The organism is Streptomyces sp. NPDC088910 (genome assembly GCF_044749865.1).
In the GTDB taxonomy this organism is placed as follows: domain Bacteria; phylum Actinomycetota; class Actinomycetes; order Streptomycetales; family Streptomycetaceae; genus Actinacidiphila.
This window is the reverse complement of sequence record NZ_JBIVIV010000002.1, coordinates 867,798-887,372: the sequence shown is the minus strand read 5'-3', so window position 1 is coordinate 887,372 and position 19,575 is coordinate 867,798. Positions and strand designations below refer to the sequence as shown.

Annotated in this window: 16 protein-coding genes and 1 pseudogene; 3 read left to right on the top strand and 14 right to left on the bottom strand. The window is 72.6% G+C overall.

Annotated features, from left to right (window positions below; translation table 11 throughout):
- Positions 1-110: 110 nt before the first annotated feature.
- From ACIP4Z_RS08340 to bldG, 5 genes are all read right to left on the bottom strand, one after another.
- On the bottom strand, positions 111-1,655 hold the full coding sequence (locus tag ACIP4Z_RS08340) for a methyltransferase (RefSeq protein WP_401305953.1): 1,545 nt from the start codon (positions 1,653-1,655) through the stop codon (positions 111-113).
- Between the two features lie 201 nt (positions 1,656-1,856).
- Complete coding sequence (locus tag ACIP4Z_RS08335; RefSeq protein ID WP_355346124.1) at positions 1,857-2,432, bottom strand: small secreted protein; 576 nt, start codon at positions 2,430-2,432, stop codon at positions 1,857-1,859.
- A gap of 212 nt (positions 2,433-2,644) precedes the next feature.
- Positions 2,645-5,032: a sodium-translocating pyrophosphatase gene (locus tag ACIP4Z_RS08330; RefSeq protein ID WP_355346127.1), complete on the bottom strand. Its 2,388-nt coding sequence runs from the start codon at positions 5,030-5,032 to the stop codon at positions 2,645-2,647.
- 349 nt (positions 5,033-5,381) lie between these two features.
- The gene (locus ACIP4Z_RS08325; RefSeq protein WP_355346130.1) at positions 5,382-5,795 is read right to left on the bottom strand and encodes an ATP-binding protein; all 414 of its coding nucleotides are present in this window, start codon (positions 5,793-5,795) and stop codon (positions 5,382-5,384) included.
- Positions 5,796-5,874: 79 nt separating this feature from the next.
- Positions 5,875-6,216, bottom strand: a complete 342-nt coding sequence (gene bldG, locus ACIP4Z_RS08320) for an anti-sigma factor antagonist BldG (protein ID WP_031520166.1) — start codon at positions 6,214-6,216, stop codon at positions 5,875-5,877.
- A gap of 160 nt (positions 6,217-6,376) precedes the next feature.
- On the opposite strand from bldG, the gene ACIP4Z_RS08315 reads away from it, so the two are divergent.
- Entirely contained in the window at positions 6,377-8,875 is a 2,499-nt protein-coding gene (locus ACIP4Z_RS08315) for a DEAD/DEAH box helicase (protein ID WP_401305950.1), read from the top strand.
- Between the two features lie 72 nt (positions 8,876-8,947).
- Here the strand turns inward: ACIP4Z_RS08315 and ACIP4Z_RS08310 are convergent.
- From ACIP4Z_RS08310 to ssd, 7 genes and pseudogenes are all read right to left on the bottom strand, one after another.
- Positions 8,948-9,133 (bottom strand): annotated as a pseudogene (locus ACIP4Z_RS08310) (Rv3654c family TadE-like protein); the annotation flags it as partial.
- A 62-nt stretch (positions 9,134-9,195) separates the two neighbouring features.
- On the bottom strand, positions 9,196-9,567 hold the full coding sequence (locus ACIP4Z_RS08305) for a TadE family type IV pilus minor pilin (protein ID WP_401305948.1): 372 nt from the start codon (positions 9,565-9,567) through the stop codon (positions 9,196-9,198).
- Complete coding sequence (locus ACIP4Z_RS08300) at positions 9,554-9,937, bottom strand: DUF4244 domain-containing protein (RefSeq protein WP_401305946.1); 384 nt, start codon at positions 9,935-9,937, stop codon at positions 9,554-9,556. The genes ACIP4Z_RS08305 and ACIP4Z_RS08300 overlap by 14 nt, the downstream gene beginning before the upstream one ends.
- 108 nt (positions 9,938-10,045) lie before the next feature.
- Positions 10,046-10,810, bottom strand: a complete 765-nt coding sequence (locus ACIP4Z_RS08295) for a type II secretion system F family protein (protein WP_401305944.1) — start codon at positions 10,808-10,810, stop codon at positions 10,046-10,048.
- Between the two features lie 35 nt (positions 10,811-10,845).
- Positions 10,846-12,066, bottom strand: a complete 1,221-nt coding sequence (locus tag ACIP4Z_RS08290; protein ID WP_401305942.1) for a type II secretion system F family protein — start codon at positions 12,064-12,066, stop codon at positions 10,846-10,848.
- A gap of 277 nt (positions 12,067-12,343) precedes the next feature.
- Complete coding sequence (locus ACIP4Z_RS08285) at positions 12,344-13,498, bottom strand: TadA family conjugal transfer-associated ATPase (RefSeq protein WP_401305940.1); 1,155 nt, start codon at positions 13,496-13,498, stop codon at positions 12,344-12,346.
- Positions 13,495-14,604, bottom strand: coding sequence for a septum site-determining protein Ssd (gene ssd, locus ACIP4Z_RS08280; protein WP_401305938.1), 1,110 nt, complete (start codon positions 14,602-14,604; stop codon positions 13,495-13,497). Before ssd ends, ACIP4Z_RS08285 begins: the two co-directional genes overlap by 4 nt.
- A gap of 439 nt (positions 14,605-15,043) precedes the next feature.
- On the opposite strand from ssd, the gene ACIP4Z_RS08275 reads away from it, so the two are divergent.
- Entirely contained in the window at positions 15,044-15,889 is an 846-nt protein-coding gene (locus ACIP4Z_RS08275) for an HAD family hydrolase (RefSeq protein ID WP_401305936.1), read from the top strand.
- A 327-nt stretch (positions 15,890-16,216) separates the two neighbouring features.
- On the opposite strand, the gene ACIP4Z_RS08270 is transcribed toward ACIP4Z_RS08275, so the two are convergent.
- Positions 16,217-17,074 carry an oxidoreductase gene (locus ACIP4Z_RS08270; protein ID WP_355346152.1) on the bottom strand — a complete coding sequence of 286 codons (858 nt, stop codon included), beginning with the start codon at positions 17,072-17,074 and terminating at the stop codon, positions 16,217-16,219.
- A 106-nt stretch (positions 17,075-17,180) separates the two neighbouring features.
- Between ACIP4Z_RS08270 and ACIP4Z_RS08265 the strand changes: the two genes are divergently transcribed.
- Entirely contained in the window at positions 17,181-18,254 is a 1,074-nt protein-coding gene (locus ACIP4Z_RS08265; protein WP_401305933.1) for an ATP-binding protein, read from the top strand.
- On the opposite strand, the gene ACIP4Z_RS08260 is transcribed toward ACIP4Z_RS08265, so the two are convergent.
- The gene (locus tag ACIP4Z_RS08260) at positions 18,235-19,557 is read right to left on the bottom strand and encodes a hypothetical protein (RefSeq protein ID WP_401305931.1); all 1,323 of its coding nucleotides are present in this window, start codon (positions 19,555-19,557) and stop codon (positions 18,235-18,237) included. The genes ACIP4Z_RS08265 and ACIP4Z_RS08260 overlap by 20 nt on opposite strands.
- Positions 19,558-19,575: the final 18 nt, after the last annotated feature.

The following is a 19,575-nucleotide window of genomic DNA, read 5'->3' as shown; positions in this document are numbered from 1 at the left end:
TCAGTCCGCCGGGCCCCTTCTCCGAGGCGTCCCCGGGCCGCTCGTCAGGCCGCTCGCCAGGCCACTCGTCAAGCCGCTCGCCAGGCCGCTCCCCGCGTCACTCCGCCGCGTCACTCCACCGGGTCGAGGAATCCCTGTTCCACCAGCAGCCGGATCGACTCCGGCGTGCGGTCGCGCAGCACCACCGGGTCCTCGCCGAGCAGCTGCGCGATGGCGTCCACGATCCGCCCCGCAGTCAGCGTCCCGTCGCAGACGCCCGCGAAGCCCGCGCCCACCGTGTCGACCTTCGTCGCGCGCCGCATACCGCGGGCCGCGCGCAGCACCACGTGCTCCGGGTCCTCGGCGCCCGGCAGCCCCACCTGCTCCTGCACCACCCCGTCGCCGAGCGCGAAACGGGAGCTGAGCAGCGCCGCGTCGTCATGGGTGCGCAGGAAGTCCTGGCGGTCGAACCACCCGGCGATGTGCGGGCCGAGCGGCTGCTCCACGGGGTGCGGCCACTCCTCCGCGGTGATCACGGGCTGGTCCGCGTCGGACTTGCGCAGCGTGATCCAGCCGAAGCCGACGCCGTTCACCTTGCGCTGCTCGAACTCGTCGAGCCACGCGTCGTAGCGGGCGGCGTACGTGGCCGGATCCGTACGGTGGTCGCCGCCGTCGCGCAGCCACAGCTCGGCGTACTGCGTGACGTCCTGGACCTCGCGCTGCACGATCCAGGCGTCGCAGCCGCGCGGGATCCACGAGACCAGGCGCTCGCGCCAGTCCTGGCCCTCGGTGTGCTGCCAGTTGGCGAGGAGCTGGCAGTAGCCGCCGTCGTTGAGATGGTCTGCCGACTGCTGCACCAGGGTGCGGCACAGGTCGTCGCCCGCCATACCGCCGTCCCGGTAGGTGAAGCGCCCGCTCGGGGAGATCACGAAGGGCGGGTTGGACACGATCAGGTCGAAGCGCTCGTCGCGGACCGGCTCGAAGAGGCTGCCCTCGCGCAGGTCGGGTTCGCGGGCGCCGGACAGCGCGAGGGTGAGCCGGGCGAAGTGCAGGGCGCGCGGATTGACGTCGGTCGCCGTGACGCGGGTGGCGTGCCGGGAGGCGTGCAGCGCCTGGATGCCGGAGCCGGTGCCGAGGTCCAGGGCGCTGCCGACCGGCTCGCGCACGGTCAGCCCGGCCAGCGTCGTGGAGGCGCCGCCGACGCCGAGCACCAGGTCGGCCCGGTCGACGCCGGGCGTGCTCTCCCCGTCGGTCCCGGTACCGGTGCCGATACCGCCCGCGCCGCCGACCGCGCAGCCGAGGTCGGAGACGATCCACCAGTCCGCGCCCTCCTCACCGGCGTACGGGCGTACGTCCACGGTGGCGCGTACGTCGTCGCCGTCGCGCGCCAGCCAGCCGCCGGCGACGTAGTCGTCGATCCGGGGCAGGGCGGCGCGGGCCCGCGCGTAGGACACGGGGCGTTGCAGGAGGAAGAGCCTGACCAGGGTCTCCAGGGGGCTGCCGCCACGGGTGGCGCGCAGGGCGGGGACGGTCTCGGCCCGGGAGAGGGCCGCGTAGGCGGCGGCTCCGAGGAGGTCGAGACAGCCGTCCGCGGTGAAGGCTGCGGCGCGCAGGTCGTCGCGCAGGGACGGGGCGTTCCGGGCGGCGGGGAGGAGGGGCGTACTCACACCGGCCATTGTCGCGGAATCGCCGCGGCCCGGCGCCCCTTGTGCGGGGCGGCGGGCCGTGGCGTATCGGACAGCGGGGGTGCTAAGGGGGTGCTACGGGGGCGCGGTCGTGGGCGCGGGGCCTTCGTGGGCGCGGTCCGGTGGCCACGGGCCGGGGGCCCGGGGCCGGGGGCCCGGGGCCCGGGGCCGGGGCCTGAGGGGGCCGGGGGCCTACGACGCCGACGGTGAGGCCGAGGAGGAGCCGGACGCCTGCTTGCAGCCGGGCTGCTTGGCCATGGCCTTGCCGACGTCGCCCTGGCGGAGCGAGTCGAGGGCCTGCTCACCGTTCTGGCTGACCTTGCCCAGCGAGTTGGAGACGCCCTTGAGGCCGTCCGCGAACTTCGCCTGGTCGCTGGTGTCGAGCCCGTCGACCTGCTTCTTGAGCGTCCCGTACTGGGTGGACAGGCCGTTGAGGTCGTTCACCGCGTCCTGCTGGATCTTCGCACCGTCCTTGACCGGCGGGGCGCCGGCCTTGCTGACGATGTCGGCGAGCGACTTGTACGCCTCGGAGATCGACTGGAAGGCGGCGGAGTCGGCGGACTTGACGTCCTGGGGCTTGCCGTTGCTGTTCACCTGGGTGATCGCCGTGTTGGCGTCGTTGATCTTCTTGGTCTGGGCCGCGGCCTGGTCGCAGACGCCCTTCGCCCAGTTGTCCAGCTTCTTGTTGGAGTCGTCGCTGCACCCCGACAGCGCGAGCAGCATGACCGCACCGGAGAGCGCGGCCAGGAGCTTCTTGTTCACCTTCACCGGATGGGTCCCTTCCGTGGCCTTACGGCCCCGGAACATACACGGCTGACGGGTGGTCACCGTGAATCCGTGAGGTGATTCGTCCGACATTCAAGCCATTCGCACTAAGGTGCGGTGGGCGACCGCACACGTACCGGATCACGTACGGTCGCCCACCGGGCCCTAGACGGACCGGAACCCTTGACGGGCCCGCCCCTTGACGGTGCGTCGGATCAGGCCACGGCGGCCGTGTCCGGGGTGCGGGTCCCGGTGTCCCCGCCGTCGCCGTCGTCGTCGCCCTCCATCGCGATGCCGCGCCGCTTGGAGATGTAGACCGCGATGACGATGACGGCGATCGAGACCACCGCGACGGTGACGCGTACGCCGAGATTCGCGTCCACGCCGTAGCTGAACTTGACCACCGCGGGGGCGATCAGCAGCGCCACCAGGTTCATCACCTTCAGCAGCGGGTTGATGGCCGGGCCCGCGGTGTCCTTGAACGGGTCGCCGACCGTGTCGCCGATGACGGTCGCGGCGTGGGCCTCGCTGCCCTTGCCGCCGTAGTGGCCGTCCTCGACCAGTTTCTTGGCGTTGTCCCAGGCGCCGCCGGAGTTGGCCAGGAACACCGCCATCAGGGTGCCCGCGCCGATCGCGCCCGCCAGGTACGAGGCGAGCGAGCCGACGCCGAAGGTGAAGCCGACCGCCACGGGCGCGAGGACGGCGAGCAGGCCGGGGGTGGCCAGTTCGCGCAGCGCGTCCTTGGTGCAGATGTCGACCACCCGTCCGTATTCGGGCAGTTCGGTGCCGTCCATGATCCCCGGGTGTTCGCGGAACTGCCTGCGCACCTCGTAGACCACCGAACCCGCGGACCGGGAGACGGCGTTGATGGCGAGGCCGGAGAAGAGGAAGACGACGGCCGCGCCGAGCAGCAGCCCGACCAGGTTGTTGGGCTGGGAGATGTCCAGGGACAGCCAGCGGGCGTCGGAGGCCGCTGGATGGGCCTTGGCGACGGCGGTGTCGATGGCCTCCTTGAACGAGCCGAACAGGGCGGTGGCGGCCAGTACCGCGGTGGCGATGGCGATGCCCTTGGTGATGGCCTTGGTGGTGTTGCCGACGGCGTCGAGGTCGGTGAGCACCTGGGCGCCCTCGCCGTGCACGTCGCCGGACATCTCGGCGATGCCCTGCGCGTTGTCGGAGACGGGTCCGAAGGTGTCCATGGCGACGATGACGCCGACGGTGGTCAGCAGGCCGGTGCCCGCCAGCGCGACCGCGAACAGCGCGAGCCAGACGGAGGTCCCGCCGAGCAGGAAGGCGCCGTAGACGGACAGGCCGATCAGCACCGCCGAGTAGACCGCGGACTCCAGTCCGAGTGAGATCCCGGACAGGATGACGGTGGCGGGGCCGGTCAGCGAGGTCTTGCCGATGTCGCGGACCGGCCGCCTGGTGGTCTCGGTGAAGTAGCCGGTGAGCTGCTGGATCACCGCGGCCAGCACGATGCCGATGGCGACGGCGACCATCGCCAGGGTGCGCGGGTCGCCTGCGTGGCCGGAGATGTCGCTGTCGACGCCCTTGAGGTCGGCGTAGGAGGACGGCAGGTAGGTGTAGACGGCGATGGCGACGCCGATCAGGGAGATGACCGCGGAGATGAAGAAGCCGCGGTTGATGGCCGTCATGCCGCTGCGGTCGCTGCGGCGGGGGGAGACCGCGAAGATGCCGACCATGGCGGTGAGGACGCCGATCGCCGGGATGAGCAGCGGGAAGGCGAGGCCGGAGTCGCCGAAGGTCACCTTGCCGAGGATCAGCGCGGCGACCAGGGTGACGGCGTACGACTCGAAGAGGTCGGCCGCCATGCCCGCGCAGTCGCCGACGTTGTCACCGACGTTGTCGGCGATGGTCGCGGCGTTGCGCGGGTCGTCCTCGGGGATGCCCTTCTCGACCTTGCCGACCAGGTCGGCGCCGACGTCGGCCGCCTTGGTGAAGATGCCGCCGCCGACGCGCATGAACATCGCCAGCAGCGCCGCGCCGAATCCGAATCCTTCGAGCACCTTGGGCGCGTCGGCCTTGTAGATCAGGACGACGGCGGACGCGCCGAGCAGGCCGAGGCCCACGGTGAACATGCCGACGACGCCGCCGGTCCTGAACGCGATCCGCATCGCCCGGTGCGACACGTCGGTCAGGTCGGCCGGGGGTTCGCCGGGTGCCGGTGTCGCCGATCTGGCCGCGGCGGCGACCCGCACATTGCTGCGGACCGCCAGCCACATTCCGACATATCCGGTGACCGCGGAGAACACGGCGCCCACGAGAAAGAAGATCGACCGGCCGATCCGCTGTGAAGTGGTGTCCGAGGGCAGCAGCATGAGCAGGAAGAACGCCACCACGGCGAAAATTCCCAGGGTACGGAACTGCCGTGCGAGGTAGGCGTTGGCGCCTTCCTGCACGGCAGCCGCGATTTTCTTCATGCTGTCGGTGCCCTCGTCCGCTGCGAGCACTTGACGTACCAACACCGCGGCGAGCGCGAGTGCGCCCAGTGCGACGACGGCGATGATCCATACGAGGAGACGATTTCCGTCGGTCAGTACCGGTGTCGCGGCAAGCGTGTGAGGGGTAAGTGGCCCCGCCATTCGTCCTCCTTGACGTTTGGCGCATGGGCGTGCGGCTTCACGGCTCGACAAGCCGCAACGCTCAGGCGAGCTGAGCAAGATGGACGGATTGTAGGGAGCCGCAGCACTTCAAAACAGGGTGCCGCGTCGAAAAAGGATATTCGTGAACGCGGCGTTCGCCTGTGAACAGGAGTGAGTGTCGCCTGTGATCAGGCGAGAAAGATGATCTGAGGGGCGGCCGGGGGCCGCGTCGCGCTCAGAACGGTGTGCCGGTCTGGGGCCGGGCCGCCGGTCGAGCCGGTGCGCCGGTCAAGGGGCCGCCGGTCCACGGTCGGACGGGCGGGGCGGTCTACGGTCAGACGGGCTACGGTCAGACGGGCGGGACGATCGGCCAGCTCATGCGGATCACACCGCCGGTGGCGGTCTCGGTGACCTCGACGTCGTCGACCAGGCCACTGATCACGGCGAGGCCCATCTCGCCCTCGTCGCTCAGCTCGTCACCCGCGGCGTCGGACGCGGAGCCCGAGGCGTTGCCCGGGACCTCGTCGGCGACCTCGATGGAGAACTTCTTCTCCTCCTCGGTCAGCATCACCCGGACCGGTTCTTCCACACCATTGCCACGGTGCAGACCCACCGCGCGGCTGCACGCCTCGCCCACCGCGAGCCGTACTTCGTCCAGAACCGCCTCGTCCACCCCCGCCCGGCGCGCCACCGCCGCCGCTACGAGCCGTGCTGTTCGCACATGCTCCGGCTGGGCGCTGAAGAGCAGTTCTACGGTGGGCATGGCCTCCCCTTCGGTCCTTTGGGTGGGCATCACGGGGGCCCGGACGGTGATCCCGTCCGGTACCCCTCGACGGCGATCGTCAGTCGGTCGCCGCGACAGCCTCGTCGACCGAGGTGTGAATCGGGAACACCTTGGTCAGACCGGTGATACGGAAAATCTTCAGGATGCGCTCCTGGTTGCACACCAGTCGCAGCGATCCTTCATGAGCACGCACCCGCTTCAGCCCGCCGACGAGCACACCCAGGCCGGTGGAGTCGAGGAAGTCCACTCCCTCCATGTCCACGACCAGGTGGTAACTCCCGTCGTTCACAAGCTCCACAAGCTGTTCCCGCAGCTTGGGCGCGGTGTACACATCAATCTCGCCGCCGACTTCGACGATCGTACGATCGCCGACGGTTCGGGTCGACAGGGACAGGTCCACGGATCCTCCAGCACCTTGCATCGACGCGGCGCCCCCCTGGGGCCCCCACCAGAAGGTAGGGGACGGATCGACGGCCGCGATGGCATTCAATCACTTCGCAGCGGGCGAGCACGACGCCTTACTGCGATTGTCCGTCACGCCGGTGACACACTGAGTGCCGATGGCCCAGGATCATCTTCCGCAGTCGGCGCACGGCCGCCCGTCCCCCCGAACCGCTTTGGAGCGGCTCGCCAGGGGGGCAGACCGAGCCGCGCGCATCACCCATACGGAGCACCTGCCCCCGCGGGTCGGCCGCCATGCCTCCTGGCCCGACACGATCAGAAGCGAGGTCGTGGACGCGATCCGCGCGGCCGGAATCGACCGTCCCTGGGAGCACCAGGCGCTGGCCGCGGGCCACGCGGCGCGCGGCGAGTCGGTGGTGGTGGCCACCGGAACCGCCTCCGGGAAGTCGCTGGCGTATCTGGCACCGGTGCTCAGCGCCCTGCTGGACGGCTCCGAGGCGCCGAACGGCCGGGGCGCCACCGCGCTCTACCTGTCCCCCACCAAGGCCCTGGCCGCCGACCAGCGCCGCGCCGTCACCCGCCTCGCCGCGCCCCTGGGCACCGCGATCCGCCCCGCGGTCTACGACGGCGACACCCCCGTCGAGGAACGCGAGTGGGTCCGGCAGTACGCCACCTACGTGCTCACCAACCCCGACATGCTGCACCGCGGCATCCTGCCCGGCCACGCCCGCTGGGCCTCCTTCCTGCGCCAGCTGCGCTACGTGGTGATCGACGAGTGCCACACCTACCGGGGTGTCTTCGGCTCGCACGTCGCCCAGGTGCTGCGCCGCCTGCGCCGGGTCTGCGCGCGGTACGGGGCCGAGCCGGTGTTCGTGCTCGCCTCCGCGACGGCCGCGGACCCGGCGCGGGCCGCCTCCCGGCTCACCGGGGTGCCGGTGGCCGAAGTGACCGAGGACACGTCGCCGCGCGGCGGCCTGGCCTTCGCGCTGTGGGAGCCGCCGCTGACCGAGCTGTCCGGCGAGCACGGCGCTCCCGTGCGCCGCACCGCGACCGCCGAGACCGCGGAACTCCTCACCGACCTGGTCGTCCAAGGCGTGCGCAGCGTGGCCTTCGTCCGCTCCCGGCGCGGCGCGGAACTGGTCGCCCTGATCGCCCAGGAGCGCCTGGCCGAGATCGACCCCTCGCTTCCCGGGCGAGTCGCCGCCTACCGCGGCGGCTACCTCGCCGACGAGCGCCGGGCCCTGGAACGCGACCTGCACTCCGGCCGCCTGCTCGGCCTCGCCTCCACCTCCGCCCTCGAACTGGGCGTGGACATCTCCGGCCTCGACGCGGTCCTGCTGGCCGGCTACCCGGGCACGCGGGCCTCGCTGTGGCAGCAGGCGGGCCGCGCCGGACGGACCGGGCAGGGCGCGCTGGCGATCATGGTCGGCCGGGACGACCCGCTGGACACGTATCTCGTCCACCACCCCGAGGCGATCTTCGAGCAGCCCGTCGAGAGCACCGTCCTGGACCCGGACAATCCCTACGTGCTGGCCCCGCACCTGTGCGCCGCCGCGGCCGAGCTGCCGCTCACCGACGACGACCTCGTCCTGTTCGGCCCCGAGGCGGCGTCGCTGATGCCGCAGCTGGAGAAGCGCGGGCTGCTGCGCCGGCGCGCCTCCGGCTGGTACTGGACCCGCCGGGAGCGGGCCGCGGACCTCACCGACATCCGCGGCGAGGGCGGCAGTCCCGTGCAGGTCGTGGAGACGGCGACCGGACGGCTGCTGGGCACGGTGGACGCCTCCTCGGCGCACACCGCCGTCCACGACGGCGCCGTCCATCTCCACCAGGGCCGCACCTACCTGGTCAAGCGGCTCGACCTGGAGGACGGCGTGGCGCTGGTCGAGCCCGCCGACCCGTCCTACTCCACGATGGCCCGCGACACCACCGACATCCGGGTGCTCAGCGGCGACCTGGAGGAGCCGTGGGGCGAGGCGCGGATCCACTTCGGCTCCGTCGAGGTGACCCACCAGGTGGTGTCCTTCCTGCGCCGCAAGCTGATCACCGGTGAGATCCTCGGCGAGACCAAGCTCGACCTGCCCCCGCGCACCCTGCGCACCCGGGCGGTGTGGTGGACCGTCACGGACGCGCAACTGGACGCCGCCCGGATCCACCCCGAGGAACTGCCCGGCGCCCTGCACGCCGCCGAGCACGCCGCGATCGGTCTCCTCCCGCTCTTCGCGACCTGCGACCGCTGGGACATCGGCGGGGTCTCCATACCCCTGCACGCCGACACCGGCCTGCCCACCGTCTTCGTCTACGACGGCCACCCCGGCGGCGCGGGCTTCGCCGAACGCGCCTTCCACACCGCCCGCACCTGGCTCACCGCCACCCGCGAGGCCATCGCCTCCTGCGAGTGCGAATTCGGCTGCCCCTCCTGCGTCCAGTCCCCCAAGTGCGGCAACGGCAACGACCCCCTGGACAAGGCCGCCGCCGTCCGCCTCCTGGACTGCCTGCTGACGGCGGGCGCCGCCGAGGACGGTGATGGGGCCGGGGCCGGTCCCGGGGCCGGTCCTGAGGCGGGGCACAGGGCCGGGTCCGGGGCCGAGACCGGTCCCGGGGCCGCGCCCGGTGCCGCCGACGGCGGCCGGGCCGGGGTCGGGACCGGGGTCGAGTGACGGTCCCGCGCGGGACCGCACACGGGCGCCGTCGACCTCCGCCGTGACATCGGAGATCTCGCCCGCCACCACGCAGCTCACCAGCCGGGCGCCCTGTGCCGCCGCCACCTCGGCCGCCAGCCCGCAGGCCCGCGTACGGCCCTCCAGCGCGTGGTCGGCCGCGGCGAGCGCCGCCAAATCCGCGGCGCCGCCCGCCCGGTGCCGGGCGATGACCGCCTCGTCCATGAAGAGCACAGCGGCGAAGACCGCGCCCAGCACGGCGATCAGCCCCAGTGACCACACGGTGGCGGAGCCCCGGTCCCCGCGGGGCGCGGGGGCCTTCACGGTTGCCCACCCCCGCCCACGGCGTCCTCGGCGAGCGCGACGGCCTCGGCCCGCAAGGTGACGGGGAAGCGCGGCGCCGGAACGGTGACCCGGACCCGGATCAGGTCGCCCGACCGCTCCACGCCGACCCGCGCTCCGGACGGCGCGGCCTCCCGCGCCACCCGCAGCACCTCGCCCGGCGCTTCGGAGCGCGCCGCGGCACGCGCCCCCGCCCGCGCCGCGTCCACGCACCGCACCTGCGCCGCGGCCGCCATCAGGCCCCAGATCAGGGCGGCGGTGAACGCCACGAGCATCGGGATCACCATGGCGGCCTCCGCCGTCACATACCCCTGGTCGCGCGGCAGGCGGCCCCGCTCAGAACGGCACATGGAGTGCCTTCACGATCACGCCGGTCAACGCCGAGCGCACCGGCCCGCTCGTCACGATCTTGTAGAGCACCGCCGCGAACCCGCACGCCGCGATCGTCCCCACCGCGTACTCGGCCGTGCTCATCCCCGCCTCCGCCGCCGTACGGCTCACGTCCCTGTACCGCGCCGCCCTCCGCCGCATCCGGGCGACCCACCGCCGCCGCTCGGCCCGCGCCAGACGAACCGCGCGCGGCACCGGCGGCACCCGGAGCGCTGGCGGAGCCGAGGCCCTCGCACCGGGCGGGTTCTTCGAGTTGATCGAGTTGATCGAGTTCGCCAGGGCCGGCTGGGCCGTCCGGGCGAGGTGCTGGTCCATCGTCTGATGCGTCATCGGGATCTCCTGGTGTCGTGGATGTGCGTGTGGGTGTGCGTGTGGACATAGGTGTTCGAGTCGTTCGCTTCGGGTGGTGCGTCGGGCGCGGGCGGTCCGGGCGGCGTGTCAGCCCGTGCGGCCGAGGACGGTGCCCGCCAGGCCCATCACCACGGGGGCGACGCCGACCAGCAGGAAGGCCGGGAGGAAGCAGACCCCCAGGGGCGCGGTGGCGTGCACCGCGGCCCGCCGGGCCCTGGCGAGTGCCGAACGGGCGTACGCGGCCCGGTAGTCCGCGGCCAGCCGGGACATCTCCGCGACCGGTGCGCTGCCCGTCGTGGAGGCGCGGGCCAGGCAGCGCCCCATCTCGCGGGCGGCGGGCAGCCGTCCGAACCGCTGCCAGCACTCCGCCGGGTCGCCGCCCAGCCGCAGCTCGGCCCTGACCCGTATCAGCGCGGTCCCGAGTGGCCCGGCCAACGACCGGCCCACGGCGCCCGCCGCTTCTCCGGGTGACGCCCCGGCGGCGAGGCAGGCGGCCATCAGGTCCGCGCAGAGCGGGAGTTCCGACGGATCGGGCTTCTCGTCCGCCTCGGAGCTCTCTGTGGCGTTCTGCCGCCCCCGGAGTGATCTCCTGACCCCGAGGGCCGTGAGGACCCCCACCAGGCCGCCCAGCACCCCGCTGATCAACGTCGCGGCCCCCAGCCCGGCCGCGACCGGCGGACCCCAGTCGCGCAGCGGTCCCCTGAGCCGCCGCAGCGCCCGCCGAGGGGACTTCCGCGACCGCCCGGTCCCCAGCGCCGCGCGCAGCCGTCGCGTCGCCGCTTTCTCCCTCCGCGCCGCGGCCAGCGCCCCGCCGACCGCGGCCACCGCAGCCGCCACCAACGCGAACGCCACGAGGGCTGTCCCCAGGCTGTGGACACTCCCGGCGGTCACGGCCGCCCCCGGTCCCGCGACCCCGCCGGGGTCGCCGCCTTTCCCCGGCCGACCGTCGCGGTCTCAAGCACCGCGCCACCGGCCGCTGGAGAGCCGCCCCCCGAGGAACCGTCCCTCACGGAAACGGCGGCCGTCGAAGCGCCCTTCGCAGGACCGGAGGGCCGAGTTCTGGCCGCCGTCGGTCCGCCCTCCGCCGCGCGGATGATCCGCGCCGTCCACGCGAGCCCCGCCCATTCCAGGCAGCCGCCCGCGACCAGGCAGAGCAGTCCCGCCGGGGTGTGCAGGAGCACCGTCGAGGGGTCGGCGCCCAGGCCCGCGCCGAGCACGACGCCGAACAGCGGCAGCAGCGCGAGCAGCACCGACGTGGACCTCGGACCTGCCAACTGGGCGCGCAGGTCGTCGCGTTGATCGGCGTCCGCCCGTAGCGCCGCGGCGACCCGGTCGAGCGCGGCGGCCAGTCCGGCACCGCCGTCCACCGCGACCTGCCAGCAGGCGGCGACCGCGGCGAGCCCGTGCGTCCCCGCGCCGAGCCGGGACGCCTCCCGCAGCGCGTGCGGCACGTCGCCGCCGAATCTGGCCGCCGACAGCACCATTCGTGCCGCGTCGGCGAGGTCGGGCGAGGCGGGCCAGCCCGCCGACTCGACCGCGTCGGTCAGCGCCGCGTGCGGTGGCCGTCCGGCCCTGAGGTCTCCGGCCACGGTGCCGCACAGCGCGCTCACCGCGACCGCCCGGCGCTCGGCCGCCGCCCGCTCGCCCCGCCGTCGCAACGCCCGCCCCACCAGCGGCACCGCCACGGCGCCCGCGACCACCGGCAGTACCGATCCCGTCAGCAGCCCCAGCCCACCGCCCACCGGCAGGCACACCGCCTCGGGCCCGACCCGGCCGCGCCGACCGGCGAACCGTGCGGCGATCCGCAGCGGCTCCCACGCCCGGCGACGGCCCGCCGTCCGTCCGTCGCGCCACCGCGCAAGCCGGATCGCCCACTCGCGGCGAGCCGTCTCCCCCGCCTTCCTCAGCCGTGCCAGCGGATTCGCCCGCTGCTCGCCGGTAACCGGCCCCCGCTCGCCCTCCCCCGCCTCTTCAGGTCCTGCTCCGATGAGCAGATCGCGCGCCCGGCGGCGGGGATCGGAGGTGCGGCAGCGCGTCACGAGGAGGGCCAGGGCAGCACAGAGGGCAGCGGCCCACACGACCGAGGGCTGAAAGGCCGCCGCGCTCATGACGCACCTGCCCGGCGATGTCCGATCCCCGGCTCACGGCCCGGACCGCGGCACCAGCGAACCCCCGCCCCCGCCAGAACAGCACGCCAGGTGGCAGCCCGCATGACCGAGGGTGGACAGACCGGGGCGCTCATGACGCACCCGCCCAGCGATGCCCGACCCGCAGCTCGCAGCCCAGGCCAGGAGGATTCGAGGCGCGCCAGCGAAGCCCCGCGAGCAACAGAAACACCACGCCGGGCGGCAGCCCGCACGACATCAGGTTGAGAAAGCAGGGCGCTCATGACGCACCCGCCGAGCACAGTGCCGCCAACCGGTCCCAGCCGGGGCCGCGTTCGTGGTGGCCGCGGGCGTCGCGGAGCAGGGCGGGCACGGTGGCGACCAGGCCGTCGGAGCCGCGCTTGAGTACGTGGATCTCGGCGAGGCGGCGCAGGCCGGAGTTGTCGCGGACGAGGTGGATGACGACGGCGAGTGCGGCGGCCAACTGGCTGTGCAGGGCGGCCCGGTCGAGGCCCGCGGTGGAGCCGAGGGCTTCGAGGCGGGCCGGGACGTCGGCGGCGGCGTTGGCGTGGACGGTGCCGCAGCCGCCTTCGTGGCCGGTGTTCAGCGCGCTCAGCAGGTCGGTGACCTCGGCGCCGCGGACCTCGCCGACCACGAGCCGGTCGGGGCGCATGCGCAGCGCCTGGCGGACGAGGTCCCGCAGGGTGACGTGTCCCGCGCCCTCCTGGTTGGCGGGGCGGGTCTCCAGGCGGACGACGTGCGGGTGGTCGGGGCGCAACTCGGCGGAGTCCTCGGCCAGGACGATGCGGGCCGCGGGGTCGACGAGGCCGAGCAGGCAGCTCAGGAGTGTGGTCTTGCCCGACCCGGTGCCGCCGCTGATCATGAACGACAGCCGGGCGTCGAGGACCGCGCGCAGCAGCCGGGCGGTCTCGGTGTCGAGCGTTCCGGCCGCGCCGAGTTCGGCGAGGGTGAAGGCGCGGGCCCGCACCACGCGCAGCGACAGGCACGGCGAGCCGACCACGACCGGCGGCAGGACGGCGTGCAGCCGGGTGCCGTCGGGCAGTCGGGCGTCGACCCACGGGTGGGCGTCGTCCAGGCGGCGGCCGGCGGTGGTCGCGAGGCGCTGGGCGAGCCTGCGCACGGCCGTGGTGTCGGTGAAGCGGACGGCGGCGCGTTCGAGACCGCTGCCGCGGTCGATCCACACCTGGTCGGGTGCGTTGACGAGGATGTCGGTGACGGCGGGGTCGGCGAGCAGCGGCTCCAGCGGGCCCACGCCGACGAGTTCGGAACGCAGTGCCGCGACCACGTCGAGGACTTCGCTGTCGCCGAGCAGGCGTCCACGGGCGCGCAGTGCCGCGGCCACGCGTGCCGGGGTGGGTTCGCCGCCGTGTTCCGCCAGGTGCAGCCGTACGGCGTCGAGGAGTTCGGCGTTCATACCGTCACGCTCCCGCCACTGGGCTGGGCCTGGGCGAGGAAGGCGGCGCAGAAGCGGGCGAGCGGGCCGCGGCTCGCGGAGCCCGGTGGTCCGCTGCCGGACAGGGCGTCCGACAAGCCTGGTTCCGGAGGGAGTTGGCCCGCCAGCGGCAGGCCGACGAGACGGGCGATCTCGTCGTCGGCGAGGCCGGAGGCGAAGGGGCCGCGGGCGACGACGCGCAGGTCCTTGAGGACCATGCCGACCGCCGCGGCGACGCGGGTGGCCGCGGCGACCGCCCGCAACTCTGCGGGTACGACGAGGAGTCCGACGTCGATCTGCGCGAGGGTCTCGGCGACCGCGTCGTCCACGCGCCGTGGCAGGTCGACCACGACGACTCCGCCGCGGCGGCGGGCCGCGCCGAGCACGGACCGCATGGCCTGGGGCGGGATGAGCACGGAGTCGCCGCGGTCCCAGCTCAGGACGCTCAACGCGTCGAGCCTGGGCAGGGATTCCTCCAGTGCCCCGCTGTTGACGCGGCCCCGTGAGTCGGCGAGGTCGGGCCAGCGCAGGCCGCCGACGCGCTCGGCGCCGAGCAGGATGTCGAGGCCGCCGCCGAGCGGATCGCCGTCGATGAGCATGGTGCGCCTGCCCGTACCGGCCGCGGTGACGGCGAGCGCGCAGGCCAACGTGCTGGCGCCCGCGCCGCCCCGGCCGCCCACCACCCCTACGGTCAGGGCGGGTTCGCTCACGCCTTCGGCGATGTCGGCGATGCGGTCGACCAGCCAGCTCTCGGCGTCGGGCAGGAAGAGGACATGGTCGGCGCCGATCGCGACGGCTCTGCGCCACACGTCGTGGTCGTGCAGATCACGCCCGACGACCAGAACTCCCTTGCGGCGGACGGTGTCCTGGACCCGTGAGGTGGCCTCGGCGCCGACCAGGACGAGGGGCGCGGTGTCCCAACTCGTCGCGCGCGGGGGCGCGGTGAAGACCACCTCCGGTTCCGTACCGGCCGCGGCGCACAGCCGCAGCAGGTCGTCGAGGAGCGTTTCGTCCTCGGTGACAATCAGCGGCCCGGCCGGCCCTTCGATGGCGGTCGGCCGCTGGTCGGGTGTCGTCGATCCCGTCATTTCCTGTCCCCCGTCGCTTCTGACGCGAGCACCGGTGTGCATCGCCTGCGATCAGGTTGGGGCAGACAGGAGAATTGAGATGATCTTGGTCGGAATCTGTGGACAACTCAGCGATTGTGGATAACTCCACCACTCTCACGGGTGAGTTCGCCGACGCCTGGCAACGATTACGGACCGTCACACGTCGTACGCATCACAGCCGTGCCGCACGCGAGGGGGAACGACATGAGGATGCGAGTGGAAGGACGTCGCGAGAACCGGGAAAAGGCATCCGGACATGCGACGACCCCCGCCGGGGGGGAGAGCGGGGGTCGTCCCCACGGTCCGACTCGGGGGGGGAGGAGCCAGACCGGGTTAGCACGGTCGCGAACGATCCGTGACTTCCATGGTGTACCCGAAGCCCTTCTCAGGCAAACCCACACGCCCGAGCTTACGCCGAATGGTGGTTGCCTATGCTCGTCACGTGGAAAACCACCTGCCACCGCGCACCGCGGCGTTCTTCGATCTCGACAAGACCGTGATCGCCAAGTCCAGCACGCTCGCCTTCGGGCGCTCCTTCTACCAGGGCGGTCTCATCAACAGACGTGCGGTATTGCGTACCGCATATGCCCAGTTCGTGTACTTGGTCGGTGGCGCGGATCACGACCAGATGGAAGGTATGCGCAAATACCTCTCCGAGCTGTGCCGGGGCTGGAATGTCCAGCAGGTGCGGGAGATCGTGGCGGAGACGCTGCATGACCTGATCGACCCGATCATCTACGACGAGGCGGCCTCGCTGATCGAGGAGCACCACGCCGCGGGCCGCGACGTGGTGATCGTCAGCGCCTCCGGCTCCGAGGTGGTCCAGCCGATCGGCGCGATGCTGGGTGCCGACCATGTCGTAGCCACACGGATGGTCGTGGAGGACGGCGCGTACAACGGGGAGATCGAGCACTACGTCTACGGTCCCGCAAAAGCGGACGCCATCGCCGAGCTGGCGAAGTCGGAGGGCTACGACCTGGAGCGGTCCTTCGCGTACAGCGATTCGGTGACCGACATCCCGATGCTGGAGTCGGTCGGTCATCCGTACGCGGTCAATCCCGACCGGGCGCTGCGCAGGGAGGCCGTCTCACGTGACTGGCCAGTGCTGACTTTCAGCCGTCCCGTGCGGCTGAGGCAGCGGATTCCGTCGCTGTCGATGCCGCCCCGGCCGGTGCTCGCGGCGGCGGCCGTGGGGGCGGCGGCTGCGACGGCCGGGCTGGTGTGGCTGGCGTCCCGACGCCGTCGGCCCGCCCTTATGTCCTGATTGATCCCAAAAGTAAAGAAGTCGGGCGAGGGGTTCCCCTGCGCCTCCCACGGCGGTACAAAGGACGTAGCGGCCCGCGAGACCACGGAGTTCCGAGAGGAAGACCGCAGTTCACAGCACCAGGCCCCACGGACCGAGCATGGAAGTCAGGCACCCACGCGGAGCCGACCCGCTTATCGGGCCAGCCGCACCAGGTGACGGGCGAAGATCCCGGCCTGATCGGCAATTACCGTGCACGCACTGGTAACTTGACGGACATGGCAGCGGCGGCACCTCAAGGTGCCGCCGCATCTCTTTTCAGCCACCACACATCCGGCGGTCGACCGCTCAGGCGGCGCCCCGCTGAAGCGCTTCGCACACCGCGACACTTTCGCGGACCCCGAGTTCCAGTGCGCGCCCGCAATGGCTGATCCACTGGACCATGCCTTCCGGAGTACCGGACGCGTATCCCTCCAGCGCCTTGAGATAACCGGCCCGGCCCAACTCCGCGTGACCGACCTCGGCCGGACAGATCGACTTCGGGTCGAGACCGCTGCCGACCAGCACGATCCGCTCAGCGGCCCGCGCGACCGGCCCGTTGAAGGAGCCGAAGGGCCGCAGGCACAGCAATTCGCCGTGCACGACCGCGCCGACGACCAGCGCGGGCGCGTCGGTGCCCGCCCGCAGCAGGCCGGTCAGACCGTCCAGCCGGGCGGCGACCTCGGCGGGGTCGGGCAGCGGGATCTCGGCGATCTCGACCAGCGGCTCGTCCACCGGCTCCCCCGCCCGCCGCGGGCGGCCCACCGTCGGCTCGTCCGCCACTCCGCCCGCCGCCACCAGGTGCAGCCGGGCGAGCGCCTGCACGGGCGACTGCCGCCAGACACTGAGCAGTTGACCGGCCTCGGCGGTCAGCCGCAGCGCCGCGCCGACCGTACGCGCCTGCTCGTCGGCCGAGAAGTCGCTGCGCCTGCGCACCTCCTCCAGCGGCCAGTCGGCGCCGGCCAGCGCCGCGGACCCGCGGGCACCGCGCAGCGCCGCCTCCGATGTGACCTCGGTGGAGCGGCGCCGCATGACCCGGTGCCCGTAGACCTTGTCCACCGCCTGTCGTACGGCGTCCACCGATTCGGGTACGCCCGGCAGCGCGCCGAGGACAGCCATCGGGTCCGTCCGACCGGCGGCGGGAGCGGGATCAGCGTTCGTAGCCATAGTTCCGACCCTAGCCACCCCCCAACCCGCGGAACGACCCCGAAAGAGTGGCCTTCCCCACTCCAAACGCTCACGATCCGTATCCATGCCACTACTCTTGGCGAGCATGAAGATCGCTTTCGTCGGGAAGGGCGGCAGCGGCAAGACCACGCTGTCCTCCCTCTTCATCCGCCATCTCGCCGCCTCCCGCGTACCGGTCGTCGCGATCGACGCGGACATCAACCAGCACCTCGGCCCGGCGCTCGGGCTGGCGGAGGACGACGCCGCCGCGCTGCCCGCGCTCGGCGCGCACCTGCCGGAGATCAAGGAATACCTGCGCGGTGCCAACCCCCGGATCGCCTCCGCCGAGACCATGATCAAGACCACCCCGCCCGGCCACGGATCCCGGCTGCTGCGGCTGGTCGAGGACAACCCCGTCTACGCGGCCTGCGCGCGCACCGTGCACCTGGACCGAGGCCACCGAGACGACGGGGACACAGAGAGCGCGGGGAACACCGGGGGCGACACCGCGCGGCTGATGGTCACCGGCCCCTTCAACGAGTCCGATCTCGGCGTCGCCTGCTACCACTCCAAGGTCGGCGCGGTCGAACTCTGCCTGAACCACCTGGTGGACGGCCGCGACGAATACCTGGTCGTGGACATGACGGCGGGCAGCGACTCCTTCGCCTCCGGGATGTTCACCCGCTTCGACATGACGTTCCTGGTCGCCGAGCCGACCCGCAAGGGTGTGGCCGTCTACCGCCAGTACAAGGAGTACGCCCGCGACTTCGGCGTCGATCTCGCGGTCGTCGGCAACAAGGTGCGGGACGCGGACGACCTGGCCTTCCTGCGCGCCGAGGTCGGCGACGACCTGCTGGTCACCGTCGGGCACTCGGACTGGGTGCGCGCGATGGAGAAGGGCAGGCCGCCGCGGTTCGCGCGGCTGGAGGAGGACAACCGCCGCGCGCTGCGCACGCTGCACGAACGGGCGGACGCCACGTATGAGCGCAGGGACTGGGCGCGCTACACCCAGCAGATGGTGCACTTCCACCTCAAGAACGCGGAGAGCTGGGGAAACGCGAAGACGGGCGCCGACCTGGCGGCGCAGGTCGACCCCGACTTCGTACTCGGCGAACGGGAACGGGAACAGCACGAGCAGTTGCCCCGCCCCGCTGCGGCCGCTAGCGCACAGCCGGCCTGATCCGCTCGGGACCGCCCGCCGTCGCGGCGGCGGGCGCTCCGCCCATGAAGGTGTTCCAGCCGTCCTTGGGCGCCTGGCCGACGTCCAGCGTCCGCAGCCGCGCGAGCACCGCAGGGTCCTGCGCGTCCATCCAGTCCGCGACCTGCTTGAAGCTGACGCAGCGCACGCCTTCCTTGCCGCAGACCTCCTTGACGGTGTCCTCGACGGCCTTCATGTAGACGCCGCCGTTCCAGGACTCGAAGTGGTCGCCGATGAAGAGCGGGGCGCGGTTGCCGTTGTAGGCGCGCGCGAAGGCGGCGGCCAGTCCGTCGTGCATCTGCTTGCCCCAGGCGGCCTGCTTGGCGGGGTCGCCGTGCACGGTGCCCGACTGGTTGGCGAGGAAGTTGTAGTCCATGGAGAGCGTCTCGAAGGCGCGTCCCGGCACCGGGATGTCCTGGAGCGGGAAGTCCCAGACGCCGTCGATCTTGGAGGGCCAGGTCTGCCGGCCGCCGATCGAGCTGGCGTCGTAGCGGAAGCCCGCGGCCTTGGCGGCCGGGATGAGATTGTGCTGGCCCTCCAGGCACGGGGCGCGCCCGCCGACCAGTTCCTTGCTGTAGTCGAAGGGCAGCGGGTCGAGCTTGGTGAGGCCGGAGTTGGTCTTCCAGTTCTTCACGAAGCCCTCGGCCTGCTGGATCTCGCTGGACCACTCGTCGCTCGACCAGGTGCCGACGCCGCCGTTGGGACCGCAGAAGTGGCCGTTGAAGTGGGTGCCGATCTCGCTGCCGTTCTGCCAGGCGAGGCGCAGTTCGCGCAGGGTGTCGGTGATGCCCTGGCGGTCGTTGAAGCCGATGTCGGAGGCGCCGCGCGGGTGCTTGGGCGGGGCGTAGACGTCCTTGTGGTCGCCGGGCAGCAGGTAGACGCCGCTGAGGAAGTACGTCATCGCCGCGTTGTAGCGCTCGCCGACCTCGCGGAAGTGCGAGAAGAGCTTCTGGCTGTCCTCGCCCGCGCCGTCCCAGGAGAACACGACGAGCTGCGGCGGTCGCTCCCCCGGCTTGAGGCGCGTGAAGACCGGCTGATGGGGCTGCGGGCCGGTGTCGGCGGTCGAGCCGTCGCCGATGAGCCGGACGGCGTGGGGCGCCGCGGCTTCGGGGCGGGTGCCCGCGTTGCCGGGCTCGGCGCGGCCGACGGCCGGGGCGGCGCCGGGGCCGGACCCGGCGGCTGATCCGGTGCCGGAGCCCGAGCCGCCGGCGGCGGAGCACGCGACCGCGCCCGCGGCCAGCGCGGCTACGGCGAGTAGCGCCGGTGCCTTGCGCAGGGAGTGCATTCGTACCTCACATCACAG

Coding starts and splice junctions, on each gene's coding strand:
- ACIP4Z_RS08305 (WP_401305948.1), bottom strand. CDS start 9,567: ATGTGCCGTTCTGAGCGGGGCCGCCTGCCGCGCGACCAGGGGTATGTG.
- ACIP4Z_RS08290 (WP_401305942.1), bottom strand. CDS start 12,066: ATGAGCGCGGCGGCCTTTCAGCCCTCGGTCGTGTGGGCCGCTGCCCTC.
- ACIP4Z_RS08265 (WP_401305933.1), top strand. CDS start 17,181: ATGAAGATCGCTTTCGTCGGGAAGGGCGGCAGCGGCAAGACCACGCTG.
- ACIP4Z_RS08260 (WP_401305931.1), bottom strand. CDS start 19,557: ATGCACTCCCTGCGCAAGGCACCGGCGCTACTCGCCGTAGCCGCGCTG.
- ACIP4Z_RS08270 (WP_355346152.1), bottom strand. CDS start 17,074: ATGGCTACGAACGCTGATCCCGCTCCCGCCGCCGGTCGGACGGACCCG.
- ACIP4Z_RS08330 (WP_355346127.1), bottom strand. CDS start 5,032: ATGGCGGGGCCACTTACCCCTCACACGCTTGCCGCGACACCGGTACTG.
- ACIP4Z_RS08325 (WP_355346130.1), bottom strand. CDS start 5,795: ATGCCCACCGTAGAACTGCTCTTCAGCGCCCAGCCGGAGCATGTGCGA.
- ssd (WP_401305938.1), bottom strand. CDS start 14,604: ATGACGGGATCGACGACACCCGACCAGCGGCCGACCGCCATCGAAGGG.
- ACIP4Z_RS08275 (WP_401305936.1), top strand. CDS start 15,044: ATGGTGGTTGCCTATGCTCGTCACGTGGAAAACCACCTGCCACCGCGC.
- ACIP4Z_RS08340 (WP_401305953.1), bottom strand. CDS start 1,655: ATGGCCGGTGTGAGTACGCCCCTCCTCCCCGCCGCCCGGAACGCCCCG.
- ACIP4Z_RS08300 (WP_401305946.1), bottom strand. CDS start 9,937: ATGACGCATCAGACGATGGACCAGCACCTCGCCCGGACGGCCCAGCCG.
- ACIP4Z_RS08315 (WP_401305950.1), top strand. CDS start 6,377: ATGGCCCAGGATCATCTTCCGCAGTCGGCGCACGGCCGCCCGTCCCCC.
- ACIP4Z_RS08285 (WP_401305940.1), bottom strand. CDS start 13,498: ATGAACGCCGAACTCCTCGACGCCGTACGGCTGCACCTGGCGGAACAC.